At 24.0% G+C, this 14366-nt stretch carries 10 protein-coding genes; 8 read left to right on the top strand and 2 right to left on the bottom strand.

The features are described 5' to 3' along the window. Positions 1-3 precede the first annotated feature (3 nt). From LN42_RS01375 to LN42_RS01355, 5 genes are read left to right on the top strand one after another with little or no spacing between them, the layout of a single operon-like run. Positions 4-654 carry a response regulator gene (locus tag LN42_RS01375; RefSeq protein ID WP_014295747.1) on the top strand — a complete coding sequence of 217 codons (651 nt, stop codon included), beginning with the start codon at positions 4-6 and terminating at the stop codon, positions 652-654. Between the two features lie 52 nt (positions 655-706). Further along, positions 707-4897, top strand: coding sequence for a hypothetical protein (locus tag LN42_RS01370; RefSeq protein ID WP_075780165.1), 4191 nt, complete (start codon positions 707-709; stop codon positions 4895-4897). Further along, positions 4884-5843 carry a Wadjet anti-phage system protein JetD domain-containing protein gene (locus LN42_RS01365; RefSeq protein WP_014295745.1) on the top strand — a complete coding sequence of 320 codons (960 nt, stop codon included), beginning with the start codon at positions 4884-4886 and terminating at the stop codon, positions 5841-5843. Before LN42_RS01370 ends, LN42_RS01365 begins: the two co-directional genes overlap by 14 nt. Beyond that, positions 5836-7200 (top strand): hypothetical protein, encoded by a 1365-nt coding sequence (locus LN42_RS01360; RefSeq protein WP_075780164.1) that lies wholly within the window; start codon positions 5836-5838, stop codon positions 7198-7200. Before LN42_RS01365 ends, LN42_RS01360 begins: the two co-directional genes overlap by 8 nt. Positions 7201-7204: 4 nt before the next feature. Further along, a complete protein-coding gene (locus tag LN42_RS01355; RefSeq protein ID WP_156865364.1) occupies positions 7205-7900 on the top strand; it encodes a DUF6063 family protein in 696 nt (231 codons plus the stop codon). A gap of 46 nt (positions 7901-7946) precedes the next feature. Here LN42_RS01355 and LN42_RS01350 read toward each other — a convergent pair whose 3' ends face one another. Beyond that, positions 7947-9296: an ATP-binding protein gene (locus tag LN42_RS01350; protein ID WP_075780163.1), complete on the bottom strand. Its 1350-nt coding sequence runs from the start codon at positions 9294-9296 to the stop codon at positions 7947-7949. 290 nt (positions 9297-9586) lie between these two features. On the opposite strand from LN42_RS01350, the gene LN42_RS01345 reads away from it, so the two are divergent. Continuing rightward, positions 9587-10312, top strand: coding sequence for a DNA alkylation repair protein (locus LN42_RS01345; RefSeq protein WP_014295741.1), 726 nt, complete (start codon positions 9587-9589; stop codon positions 10310-10312). A gap of 154 nt (positions 10313-10466) precedes the next feature. After that, positions 10467-11837, top strand: coding sequence for an ATP-binding protein (locus LN42_RS01340; RefSeq protein WP_337998606.1), 1371 nt, complete (start codon positions 10467-10469; stop codon positions 11835-11837). A 96-nt stretch (positions 11838-11933) separates the two neighbouring features. Here LN42_RS01340 and LN42_RS01335 read toward each other — a convergent pair whose 3' ends face one another. Continuing rightward, positions 11934-13526: a hypothetical protein gene (locus LN42_RS01335; RefSeq protein ID WP_232223922.1), complete on the bottom strand. Its 1593-nt coding sequence runs from the start codon at positions 13524-13526 to the stop codon at positions 11934-11936. Positions 13527-13848: 322 nt separating this feature from the next. On the opposite strand from LN42_RS01335, the gene LN42_RS11155 reads away from it, so the two are divergent. Further along, a complete protein-coding gene (locus LN42_RS11155; RefSeq protein WP_014295738.1) occupies positions 13849-13980 on the top strand; it encodes a hypothetical protein in 132 nt (43 codons plus the stop codon). Positions 13981-14366: the final 386 nt, after the last annotated feature.

Here is a 14366-nt window from a genome sequence, read left to right as displayed (position 1 = left end):
TATATGGCCAAAATATTAATTGTTGAAGATAATATAGTTGTAAGAAAAGACTTAAAGAAAATTATTGAAAGTCTTGGCCATACAGTAATTGGCGAATTAGAAGATAGTAATAATTTAGTTAATTTGTATCAAAAGTTACAACCGGATATAATAACCCTGGATCTGGTTTTGAAAAAGAGCAATGGATTAGATGCATTAAAAAAACTTAAAAAAAATTTCCCGGATTCAAAAGTAATAATTATTAGTGTTACAAATAATAAAAAAGAAATTTTTGATGCTTTAAATTTCGGTGCTGACTATTTTATCATAAAACCAATCACCGAAGAAAAATTAAGAAAAGCACTTAATAAAATCTTTATTTCACCAAATAAAGTTTCTAAAATAAGGAATTTGTACAAAAAACAGGATGAAGAAGATATAGTTGAAGTTTACAATATAGATGGAGTTTTAAAGATATATATAAAAAAACCAATAAGCGGGAGAGTTCTTGAAAAGATAAATAAGGTAGTTGATGGGCTTCTAATAATAAAACCTCTAAAGATTGTATTTACGTACTTTGATAATGAACATAACATATTTGCATTAAAAAAATCGTTAAATGATATAATGTTAAAAATAAAGCGACATGGTGGCGATGTCGATATTGAAATATAATGTATTGATAATTGAAAACTAATTTAATATATAAATCTGGGAGAAGATTAATATGCCTAAAATAGATAGTTTTAGAATAATTAATGTTGATTATGATAATAAAACAAAGAAAATAAATGATCTATATATTGAAATGTCTGGAAAAAATACCAATATTATAATAGCTAATGGTTCTGGTAAAACCTTTATTATTTCATTGTTATTCCAAACAATTATTCCTGGACAAATCTCTGCAGAGGGTAGAACCTTTGAGACAATGCTAAAGGATATTGAGGGAACAGCACATATAACATTATGTCATATACTCGATAACAATAAGAAACTAATTACAGGGTTTGTTGCTAAAAAGGCGGAAAGGATAAATTATTATAATTACACTATAGAAATTCCATATGATTATACATTAAAGGATATAGAATATGTAAAAGAAAATGGTGAAGTTGTAGAATATAATGAATTTCGTGAATACCTTGAAAGAAATAAGAAAGTATATAACATAAGAATATTCGGTGAAACCTTAAAAAGTGAATATAGAAAATATCTTGAAACATATAGAATATTTAAAAGTGAATGGGAAATGATGGCACGTACCAATCGTATCGAAGGTGGGGTATCGGAGTTTATATCCTCTGGAGCAAGGAAAAGTACAGAAAAACTACTTTCTCAATTTATTATACCGAATATTACGTATTCTTTGAAAAGAAAGAAATCAAATAATGAAATTGCTGAAGCTTTCAAAAAACAAATTGACAATATTAAAAATCTACCAATATGGGAAAAACAGATTGAAGATAGTAAAAGGGTAGAAAATCTATTTAAAGTGCAGGTAGAAAAACTGGAAAAATTATATCAAACGCAGATTGAAATTAATAAAAAGATATATACATTATTTGAAATAAATAGATTATTAAAAATTCAAAAAGAAGAATATAAAGAAGAGTATGTGAAAAATACGGCTATTTTTGAAAATCTTCAAAATGAAATAAATTTTATTTATCATAAAATTGAAAATATAAAAAACGGTTATTTATTATATCAATTAAAAAATAATGAGAAAAAACTTAAAAAAATTGAAGATTCAAAATACGAATATGAAAGGTTAATTGAAGAAGAGGAAGAAAAAATATCCTTAAAAAAAGCGTTGGATGAGTATCTCGAATATTGTGAATTAGAAAATGAGATAAATGTTATTGATGAAGAAATAAAAAATAAGAGTTCAAATAAAGATTTAAAAAGAGAAATAAAAAAGGTATCTTCAAAATTATATGATTATTATGATATGCAAATAAAAGAATTAAATAAAAAATTAAGGGATCTGGAATCAAATATATATAAACTTGAAGTTAGACGAGATAAAGTTATAAAAATCATATCTGAAAAAAATAATAGAATCAAAACACTTGTTAATGATATAAAATACCTTGAAAGAAAGCTATCCGAGATAAATAAAATAATTGAAATTAAAAAGATAAAAACACTTGATATTCAAATAGAAGAGATAAAGAATAAAGTAAATGTTATTCAGGAAAAGATTAGTGAAATAAACATCAATATAAAAACCATTGATAATGATTTAATAGGTAATACAAGTAAAAAAGAAAACTTAGTCGAAAAAATAAAAGAATTAAAAGATGAATATGAAAAGTTTAAGGAGTTATATAATGATATTGATGCTCTAAAAAAACTGTATGGAGTAAAAACTTTTAAAGTGTTATATATAGAGATTTTAGAAAATTCAAAAAAGTTGCTTATTGAAAAAGAATCAATTTCAAAAAAAATAACAGCTATAGATATTTTAATGGATAGAATTAAAAGAGATAATTATATTCCAATACCGGAATCTATAGAAAAACTTGATAATTATCTTCAGGAGAAAAATTTTTATGATTATACAACAGGATATAAATTATTAAGAGATGGAATAGAACACAAAAATCCAATATTGTTAAATTCTATTATAGTGGAAAAAAAGGATATAAAAAAATTATCTGAAAAACTTAGAAAATATAGATTTTCAAATGACATAATTTTTATACAAAATAGGGAAAATCTTGCAAATTATGAAATAAATGATAGTATTTATAATTCTGGAATTCAGATAATTATGAATGATTATCATAAATTTGTTTCTGGTGAAATTTCTATTGAAGAATTATATGAGAGATATAAAACAGATAAAGAAAAATTAGAAAAAGAGCTGGAAAGTATATCCGAAGAATACAATCGTATAAAAGAATATCAGGATATTGTAATTAAATTTGAAAATCTATATGGAAAAAATGATATTGAAAAAGATAATGAATTTCAAGAAAGAATAAAGGTTTTAGAAAAAGATAAAGATAATATCCTATTAAAGATTTCAAAATTAAATTCTGAAAAAGCAGAACTTATCAATGAAAAATCCAGATTAGAAACGGAAATAAAAGAGATATCAAATAAGTTAAATCAGTTACTGGAAAAACAGATGAAAATTAGAGATATTCGAAACACATTAAATGACCGATTTGGAATAGATATATTCCAGATAAATGAATTTAATAAAAAATTATATAGAGAAAAAGAATCTATAGATCTCAAATTATTGGAATTAAACAAAGAGCTGGAAAAACTTAAAGAAGAAAAGAGATACATCAGTGCAGAAAAAGATGAAACATTTTTAAAAAAGTCTGAATATAAATCATATTTAAATATATATGAAAAGGGAATATGGAAATATGAAAACGAAGATATTTATGAATTGTCTTCACGCTATGAATATCTTATACAGCAAATTGATACAAAAGAATTATATAAAAGGAAAGAAAAATTACAGAAAAAGCTCAATAATAAATTACAGAAAATAAAACGCTATAAATATGAATTGGAAACACTTGAAAATCTTAAAAATGCAGAATTAAAAGATGAAAGTTATTATCGAAGTAATATTAGGCGTTATAGAAATGAAATAGGTGAATTCAATAGAGAAATTGGAAAAATTGAAGCCGAAATAAAATTGTTGAAAAAGGATATAACCAATTTTGAAGTAGAAGAAATTCCTGAAGAAAAATATATTATTTTAAAAGAAAAATTTGAAAAAGAATTATCCGACAAAAAAGAAAATTTATCAGTAATTGAAAATCAAATAAACGCGCTTGAAAAAAATATAGAGCGTCTGGAAATGAATATAAATGATGAAGAAAAATTACTTCAACCATATGAATTCCCTGGAAAACAGATAATAACAAATTTATCAGTATTTCAAAAAGAACATTTGCATAATAATTTTATAGCAGTTTTTCAGGAATTAAAAGATCTGGAAAATACCGAAAAGAAGAAAAGGGAAGAGATATCAGATGGTTGGCAGAAAATGAAATTATTAATTTCAGAAGAAGGATTTGATTTAATAGTAAATATGGGATTTTTGTATGAAAGAAATGATTTTCAATTTAACTATGAAACCGCTAAAAATCTCTATATAACAGTAAAAGATTTAATAGAAAAGAAAATTAACACATTAAAAAGTTATAAAGAAAAAGCCATGCGATTTAAAAATGAGATGATAAAAAATATTCTGAGTGAAGTTTCAATATACATGTCAGCATTAAAAAAACTCTCAAAATATTCAGAAATATATGTTGAAGATAGAAAAATTGAAACAATAAAAATAATATTTAATAAATATAACGAAGAAGAAGCATATTCAAAAATTTCAGAGTATATAGATGAAATAATAAAGCATATCACAGATAAAAACAACGAAAAGTTTAAAAGCGAAGAGGAGATAACGAAGTATATAAATATTAGTTTTTCAATTTTTAATCTCTTAAAAGTGGTTAATAATGGACCGATAAAGATTAAAATATTAAAACCGGATAAAACATTTGAAAATCCACGATGGTATTTTCTTGAAAATGTATCAGCCTGGTCTGGTGGAGAAAAGTTCTTTGCATTTTTTTCAATATACATATCAATTGTAAAAGTATTAAAAAATAATATTGGCGGAAATATGGTTGTTATATCAGATAATCCATTTGGAAAGGCAAGTTCAGAACATATACTTTCACCATTAATGATACTCATGAAAAAGAATAATGCACAATTCATCACCTTTACGGCACATAATGACATGAATATATCCAGATATTTTAATTATAATTATAGCCTTGTCCTTGTAAAAAATAAGGTTGTTTCTAATAACATATTAAAAATAGCCAGAAAAGAACATAAAGAAACATTTGAAAAAGGGTATTATGTGGAATGGTGAAAATATGAATTTAAAAAAATATCTTGAATCATATAAAAAGAAATATATCACCTATGAAGAACTGGAAAAAATTTCAAATAATGAATATGAAGAAATATATAAAAAAATAACAAATTTAATGAATAAAGGAATTCTAATACCTGTAAAAAATAAAAAAGAAAATGGAAGATATCCCTCATTACCGGCCAAATATCGTATAAATATAAATAATAAAAAAGACGAACTCTTTTTATTACATCCTAAAATAAATATAGATTATTATTTAAACCATATAAATGAGTATCAAAAAGATAGAGAAATTATTTTGAAGATAGATAATTACTTGAAAAACGGTGATAAAAAGTATGTTGCTATGCGTGAAAGGGCCTATGAAATATTTGATAATGAAAAGGCATTTGAAAGGGATAGAGAAGTACTAAATGTATTAAGAAACATAAAAATAAACATAAAAGAAGATTTATATACCTTTGATTCAAGAGAACCATTTTATATATTTGCATTTAATAACAATATAAAAAAGGTTTTAATATCAGAAAATCAAACACCATTTTATAATTTTTATCTTTTACACCAAGAAGGAATAAATCCTTTTGATGCAGTTATATTTGGCGAAGGAAAAAAGATTTTACGCAGTTTTGAATTTATATATGAATATGTGCCTGTTAATACCATTTTTTATTATTGGGGAGATATAGATTATGATGGTATATTTATTCTAAACAAATTAATAGAAAGATATAATAAACATCATATTATCCCCTGGGAAAAGGGATATAAAGCTATGCTTAATCAAAAATCTAAAAAAAGCAAGGAAAGAAAGTTCAGTATAAAAAGTGAAAATAACCTTATAAAAGAGTTATTAAATATAATAAGAGAAGGGAAGAATATTCCTCAGGAAGCAATTAATTATCAGTTATTAAAAAAGCTGGTGAGTGAAAGTGTTTAAAACATTTCATGAAAGAGTTTTTACAATTGGAGAATTTGCAGCATTATATAGAAATCTCACATCCTTTAAAAAAATTTCTCCTTCACGTTCTTTCTCAATTGGAATACTCATGCTAATATATATATTTAATAAAACACTTGAAGGTGAAAAAGAGGTTGAAGTTAAATCTATAATAGAAAATATGAAAAATATAGATAATAAAATATCTGATGATCTATTAAAGGAAATATTTGAAAGACTAATCTTTGAAAATGGTTTTAAGGGTTTGTCTTTTCAATATTATGATTATGTAGAGGGAATAGAGAAAAAAATAAAATATAACTTTCTTGATATACTTCCCAAAAGGGATATTAGCGGAATAAAAACGGTGGTTTCTTTAACAAAGTCAGGCAAGGATTTTATGCTTAAAACACTGGAAGTTTATAAAGAGCTACAGATAACCATGGAATTATTATTTCTTCAAGAACAATTTAGAAAAGGAACATTTATAAATGCAAGAAACTCAGCTGAAAAATTGAAATTAGTGGTTTCATCAGAGCTGGAAAATATTGAAAAATTAATATATGAAATCCGCAGAGCTCCATGGAGAGTGGAATTTAAAAAAATAGAGGAAACGTATGATTTTACTCTAAATCAATTACAAAATGAAAAACAAATATTTGACAGGATATTCTTTTTAATTGATGAATACAATCTTGATACTTTATCAGAAGAAAAAGCAAAAAATCTGAATTATATAAAGAAAATATTATTAGAATCAAGGGAAATGCATTCCAGATTGCTTACAAAGTATCAACAGATAACAACGGAAATCATGAGAGCTGGTGAAAAGAACTTCTGGGAACATATAATAAATGAAATAAATATTGAAAAGAAATACCTTGATAAATTATTTTTATACAAAGAATTAAATCCTTTTTCAATATACATATTTTCATCATTAAAACCAAAAAAGAGCATAGCCTTTAATGTATTCTTTAATAATTCATATGAACATAATCAAAAGAGCAGTATAATTTTAGATGAAAATGAAGTAGAAAATATAGACGAACAAAAAATGATAGAAGAAATGCAAATTTCTTTTCTAAAAAAATTATTAAAAGCTTTAAAAGAGGTCGAAAATAAAATATATTTAAGTCAGATTATAGAAAAACCAAATAAAATTATCCTGGATACAGTCTTATATATGCACCAGCTAAAGACAATAAATATTACCAGAGAGCCGTTATTTAAAAAAGCTTTAAAAGATTTCAACGAAATATTTGAATTTAAAAAAATACATATTATACCCCTTGAAGAGGAAATAACAATTGAAGATTTTACATTTACAGAATACATATTTAAAAAATCAAGGTGAGAAAATGGAATCCATAGAGAATGCAATACAGATAATAACAAAATTAATAGAAAAAACAGAGATTTCAGAAGAGGAAAATAGAGAATTAATTCATATATATTTCAATGATGAAGAAGTAAAAAAAATTGTTGAAATATTTGCTGAAAAAGCCAACCTTTCATTATATGAATCTCCATCGGAAAATTATATATGTATTATTCCACGAAGTGTAAGAAGTATTTACGCCTACACTAAAGATGATATATATAAGCGATACGGATTAGAAAAAAATTCATATATGTTATTTATGTTCTATACATTTTGTATATTGCATATCTTTAATGACTTACAGGAAATTAGCGTGAAGGTTGATAAAGTATATGAAATAGCAGAAGAGTATATAAACAAAATAAAAACAGACCTTTCAAAAGAAAATATCAATCAAAAATACAATTGGAATTTTGAAGGGCTTATAAAAATATGGGATGAAATGAAAGAAATTTCGAGAAGTGATTTAACAAAAGAAAGAAGCAGTATTCATAATAAAATCGGTATGTTGAAAAAAACAATAAATATATTAAGTGAAGAAAAAATTATTGAATATATAGGCGAAAGCATAAATGCCATAAAAATGACTGAAAAAACGCATGCAATTATATTTGAACTTTCAAAAAACGATACATATCTTACATTAAAAAAATATTTTGAGGAAAGAGACTGATAAATTAAAACTCTTCTGGAAATTACAATCCAGAAGAGTTTGTTTTTTAAAAATCTTCAGGGGTAAGCAAAAATAAATTTTTATCTTTTAAACTAAGTAAATCTTCTGCAAATCCGCTTTTAGAAAAAATCACAAATTTCTTATTTTTATTTCCGTAATTTACAAATTCGCTCCTCAATTTTAATTTATCATAAATGGATAAATCAACTTTTTTGTTATTCCATTTACATTCGCCGAAAAGTATATTATTCTCATCATAAGCTACAATGTCAATATCATACGACTCATTTTTCTTATAAGGAACCCGTCCCCATACTTTTCCAATATTTTCAGGTATAAAGTCAAATAATTGAGGATTTTCCTGGATAAAAGTTTTACATATCTCTTCAAATTGAAAACCCATATATGTATTAAATTCATTATAAATCTTTTCAATTGCCTTTTCAGGAAAAAATTCAATTAAAGAGTAATTTCTATAAATATGATAAAAAAAGAAATTATAAAACTTATCCTTTATAGAATAACGAATATCTTTATTTTTCTTTGAAAACAACGATTTTTCTCTTGAAATGATTTCGTATATATCGCTCAATTCATTTAAATATTTTGGCAGACTTGTTTGTGGGATTTTAGAAATATCCTTTATTTCAGATGTTGTTTTCATTCCACCAGCAAGTGCTTCAAGAATTGAAAAATATGACTTATGTTCAGAACCGAATTCACTTATTAAAATATTCTTAGCTTCTTCTCGTAAAGGAGAAAAATCATCAATAAAAATATCATAAATTAAACTTTTTATATCTTTTTTTTCTTTAAAAAGCCATAAATATTTTGGAATTCCTCCTACCATCCCATAAATTTCCAGAGACTCAATAATATTATATCCAAAATCCTTGAGCATAATAAGAGAATCTTTTAATGAGAAATCTTTTATTTTCAAAAAATAATCACTTCGCCCAAATAATGGCATCTTTTCTTCCATAAATATTTTTTTAATCATTCCAACATATGAACCTAAAACAATTAATTTAATATTATTTTCAGTATCATCCCAGGCATGTTGAAAAGCATATAAAATTTCCGGATTGATTTTATAGAAATTTTGAAATTCATCAAAAATAACATAATCATATTTTTCAAACAGCTCTGTAAATAAATCATACCAACGCATATATATACTTTTTGAAAAAGCTAAACTTAACTCTTTTAACAGTGTTTCTTCCTTTTTTACTTCAACAAAATAATAGAATGAATTATATTCATTTTTAAAAGCTTTTTTAATTAATGTAGTCTTTCCAATTCTTCTTCTTCCATATAAAACAATAAATTTTTTATCTTTAGAATTCTTAATTTTTTCAAAAAAATCCAATTCCTTTTTTCTATTATAGAATTTCATATTCTCACCTCGGTATTATACTAATCAGTATTATACTAATCAGTATTATACTATATATAATTATACTATCCAGTATAATTATATACCGTTTAAATTTATTTGTCAATAGAAATATTACTTTAAAATGATAAAATAAAATTGGAATATAGTCAAAATTTTTTAATATTATTATTGACTTTATTCCAGAAAAATTATGATATTATATAAGAATATAGAATTTAATCTAAAAAGAAAGTGGTTAAATTGGAGTTTTTTAAAAACTTATCAAGAAGTTAAAAAAGAGAAGTGTTATGAAAAAAATTGAATTTTTTGGTGGTGATATAATGGGAAGAATTGAAAAAATCATTTCTGAAATATCTGAATTTAAAAATAGTGAAAGAGCCGAACATTCTCAAAAGTATTTTAAAGGTAATGATGGGTATGGAAAAGGAGATAAATTTTTGGGAATAAAAGTTCCTATTATAAGAAGATTTGCAAAAAAATACAAAGATTTAGATTTTTCAGAAATTGAGAAATTTTTAAATTCTGAATATCATGAATTTAGATTATTAGCTCTTTTTATATTGACACACAAATATAAAAAATATCCTGATAAAGTAGTAGAAGTATATCTAAAAAATATTGATAATGTAAACAATTGGGATCTTGTAGATAGTTCTGCACCACACATTTTAGGTGCATATTTATATGAAAAGGATAAAAGTCTTCTGTATGATTTTGCGAAGTCAAATAATTTATGGAAGCAAAGGATAGCCATCTTATCAACTTTTTATTTTATTAAAAGGAATGATTTTAGTGATGCACTTAGAATATCTGAAATTCTTATTAATCATGAACATCATCTAATTCATAAAGCAGTTGGATGGATGTTACGTGAAATAGGAAAAAGAAATAAAAAAGTTGAAGATGAATTTTTAAAGAAATATTATGAGAAAATGCCGAGAACAATGTTAAGATATGCAATTGAAAAGTATCCAGAAACTGAAAGAAAAAAATATTTGAAAGGTGAAGTTTAAAAATTTCTAAGAAATTATAGACTTGTCAGAATAAAAACAAGCTGAGATTTTTCAGCTTGTTTTTTTATTTAGATTTTTATGATATAATTATAAGTGTTATTATACTAATTTAAATTATACTAATCTAGTTTAGTATAATTAATTGTGAGGTGATATTATTTTTATAGACAGATTTGAAGAAAGAGAATTTTTTGAAAAGATATTAAATTCAAATAAAAAAGAGGTATTTGTATTATATGGTCGTCGAAGAATAGGAAAGAGTTTTTTATTAAAAGAAGTTACAAAAAATAAAAACACATTATATTATACAGCTAGAAAAATTTCTCCAAAAGAGCAATTAAAAACATTTTCCAATAAAGTTGGAGAATTTTTGAAATTTGGAAAAATATCTTTTGAAAATTGGGAAGATGCTTTTAGGGTTTTATTCGAATATTCAAATAGAGAAAGTATAATCATGGTTCTTGATGAATTTCAATATTTAGTTGAAAAAAATCAGGAAATACTTTCTATATTACAATTATTAATTGATGAGTTTGAATCATCAAAAATGAAATTAATCCTATGTGGTTCGAGCATAAGTTTTATGGAAGGTATTTTAAGTTATAATAATCCATTATATGGTAGAAAAACAGGAAATCTAAAATTAAATCCCATAGCCTTTAAAGATATTAATTTATTTATTCCAGATAATGATTATCATTCATTAATGACAATTTATTCCATTATTGGTGGAATTCCATATTATCTTCAATTGTGGAATAGTCAATTAGATATATTAAAAAACATAGAAAATTTATTTTTAACTCTTGGGGCACCCTTAAAAGAAGAGCCATATTTTATTTTAACACAGGAATTAAGAGAAACATCTATTTATCAATCAATTCTTGAAGCAGTCGCCAGTGGAAAAACAAGAATTAACGAAATAACCTCATTTATTGGTGAAACCGATTCAAGAAGGATACAGCCTTATTTAAAATCATTGCAGCTTTTAAAAATAGTAAAAAGGGAATATCCTGCTTTTACTAAAAATCCACATAGAATAAAGAACTTTATATATAAAATCGATGATCAATTATTTAATTTCTGGTATAGATACATTTTCCCACATAAAGATAGTGTTGATTTAAATGATTATTCCAATGTTATTGAAATTATAAAAAATGATTTGACGCAATATGTTTCTTTTGAGTTTGAAAAACAAAGCATAATATTTTTGAAAGAAAAATTTAATCTTGCTGAAGCAGGTAATTATTGGAATAAAAATATTGAAATAGATATGCTTGGAAAGGATTTTGAAAATAAAATATATGCTGCAGAAATAAAATGGAGAAATAGGAAGATGAATATAAAAGATTTTTATAACCTAAAATTCAAAACAGAAAAATCTAAAATAAGTGTGGATAATTTTATTTTGGTATCAAAAAGCGGATTTGAAGAAAATCTAATTTCATTGGCCAAAGAAGAAAAAATTACACTTATAGAATTTACAAAAGAAAAGGGATGGAAAATTGTAAATATCAAGTAACCTTGGAAAGAACCAATTTATTTTACCATATACAGAGGATTATATAATTGAGAAAATTTAATAGATATAATAAAATCCCTATTTATAGGGATTTTGTTATAAGAATTTATCAATAATCTCATCAATCAAAATTCTTTCGTCATCTTCAAAAGAGTAATAACCTAAAGCAATTCTTTTTTGACCAAGACCATATTTAATTGCAAAATCACGAATCTTGCTTTTTGGATAAGGAGTAATGGACCATTTAATATCGTATCGAACGCAATTTCTTAAAAACACATCAAAAACTTTCATTTCCTCATCACTGAGCTTAAAATAATTAAAAACAAACTCCTTAAAGTTCTTTGGTTTCTTAAAAAGCTCAGTGATGAGTTTTTTTCTTGCTAAATAGAATAAACAGCCTTCGGCAGTCTGAGGATTATTATTTTTATTCAGTAAATTATCTATGAGAATTTTCTCATGAAAATTCTCCATCATAACATTAAAAAAATACATCTTCTCATAATTAGCAGAGAAGAATTTAATAATCTTATTTTTATCATCTTTAAATATTAATTTCAATAGAGGTAATTTTGAATATTTGGGTTTATTTATATAGGATATATATGTAGCTAAAAATAATACAGAAAGATCAATTGTCTTTTTTAAAAATACTTCTTTATTTTTTTCAAATAAATTCTTTATTTGCCTTTTGAATATTTCATTATTTATTTCATACGGTTGGTTACTGGAAAAAATAAGATGATATTTTCTTATCAATTTATTTAAAGTAACACTTTGTATAGTCATATATTTTTTTATATCATTCAAATTCAAAACATTTTTCATATACTGAAATAATGAATTATCAATTTTATAATAAGTAACTGGGGAAAATAAAAATTTCATAAATTTTAAATCAATAGAAATTTCTGAATTATTATGATAAATCGCATTCATAACATCACAACATTCAAAAATTTTTATATCCTTGTTAATTCTTCTAACTTCAAAAATAGTATCAAACCAGTTATATATTTTAGATAAATCTTCAAAATAATAACCAATATAATACTCCAATAAATCAGCAGCAATTAAAGCCTTCTTTTCATCTTCATTTCTCATCCACCATGCAGCACCATTTAAGCCATTACACATCATTGTTGGATGTGGAAAGTCTTTTGCAAGAAAATAACCATCTATAAATAATTCATATGCTTTATTATATTCTTCATTCTTAATGTATTCTCTTGCCTGAGAATATTTTAAAATAGCCTTATCTACATTATTTTCTTCATAATTATCAGAATACACTTTAAAATCCTTATCGAGGATATTATATTTTGTATTCAATAATTTTAAACCAGGAATCATTAAATTCCTGGCATATTCAGAAATATTCTTAAAGTTATTTCTTAAACATTCACACTGTTTTTTAGCAGGTTCAAATTCTTTATTTTTCACATAAAGAGATATGAGTTCAAATCTTGCAAGTTCTCTTAATATTGTTGTTGTTGTTGTTGTTGCAATAACCTTATTTGCATAAAATATTGCAGATTTAAAATCTTTTTTCCATTTTGATTTTAATAATAGAATATAATATTTTAAATCGTCTTCTGTATTGTTTTTATAAATATAATTAATAATTGGTGTTGAATAGTATCCATATTTTATAATATCGATAAGTATTTTAAAGGATATATCTTTCATTGTCAAACAATCACCTCAATGATTTGAATTTTGTGAAAATAAACAGAAATAAAAATGATACAAAATTTTAAAAATAAAAAATAAAAAACTTTTTCACAAATATTTTTGCGGAATAAAATGATAAAATAAAAAAAATAAAAAGTTTAAAAGAGGCATAAAAAAAGAAAAATAGAAAAAATTACAATTAAGTAACCATTGATAATTTACAACTTTGTGAAAAATATAGAAGTTTCTAATATTGATAAATAACGGATTTTTATTTTTGAAAAAACACTTGAAAGTCATGTTAGAAATGGTAAAATCAAAACCAGGGGTGAAAAATATGAAAAAAATCACTATATTAATAATCATAGGAATAGTAATATTTTCAACAATAATATTTGCAGGAGATAATGATGATGAATATGCTACAGATTCAACTAATCCTCAAATCCAAATTGAATTTTCTGAGTAGTTAGATAGAATCTATTTTCTATTTTATATCTACGTAGATATTATATCAAAAATTTAAATCTTTTCAGCCGGCTGTTTTGTTCTGGCGCCAGAAAAATATAAAATAGAAGGAAATATAAGGAGGTTATAAAATGCTAAAAGGTTATTATTTTATTAACAATAAGATGGAACCTGTTGCTGAATGCTCTTTTTGTCAAGGAGCTATTGTTGTTTGTTGGGTAACGTGGTAAATCACCATGATTATATATAAATTTAAAGGAGAGTGGTTAAAATGTTAAAAGGTTATTATTTTATTAATAGTAAAATAGAACCTGTTGTTGAATGTTCTTTTTGTCAATCTGCTATAGTAGTATGCGGAGTTATATGGTAACTACATAATTATTAGTA

This window comes from Marinitoga sp. 1137 (assembly GCF_001941525.1).
Taxonomy (GTDB): Bacteria; Thermotogota; Thermotogae; order Petrotogales; family Petrotogaceae; genus Marinitoga; species Marinitoga piezophila.
Note: the sequence above shows the minus strand (reverse complement) of the source record. Positions and strands in the feature narration are given on the sequence as shown.

What these genes read in the sequence shown, in the direction of transcription:
- LN42_RS01375 (WP_014295747.1), top strand. Translation starts at nt 4, where the DNA reads ATGGCCAAAATATTAATTGTTGAAGATAATATAGTTGTAAGAAAAGAC.
- LN42_RS01370 (WP_075780165.1), top strand. Translation starts at nt 707, where the DNA reads ATGCCTAAAATAGATAGTTTTAGAATAATTAATGTTGATTATGATAAT.
- LN42_RS01365 (WP_014295745.1), top strand. Translation starts at nt 4,884, where the DNA reads ATGTGGAATGGTGAAAATATGAATTTAAAAAAATATCTTGAATCATAT.
- LN42_RS01355 (WP_156865364.1), top strand. Translation starts at nt 7,205, where the DNA reads ATGGAATCCATAGAGAATGCAATACAGATAATAACAAAATTAATAGAA.
- LN42_RS01350 (WP_075780163.1), bottom strand. Translation starts at nt 9,296, where the DNA reads ATGAAATTCTATAATAGAAAAAAGGAATTGGATTTTTTTGAAAAAATT.
- LN42_RS01345 (WP_014295741.1), top strand. Translation starts at nt 9,587, where the DNA reads ATGAAAAAAATTGAATTTTTTGGTGGTGATATAATGGGAAGAATTGAA.
- LN42_RS01335 (WP_232223922.1), bottom strand. Translation starts at nt 13,526, where the DNA reads ATGAAAGATATATCCTTTAAAATACTTATCGATATTATAAAATATGGA.
- LN42_RS11155 (WP_014295738.1), top strand. Translation starts at nt 13,849, where the DNA reads ATGAAAAAAATCACTATATTAATAATCATAGGAATAGTAATATTTTCA.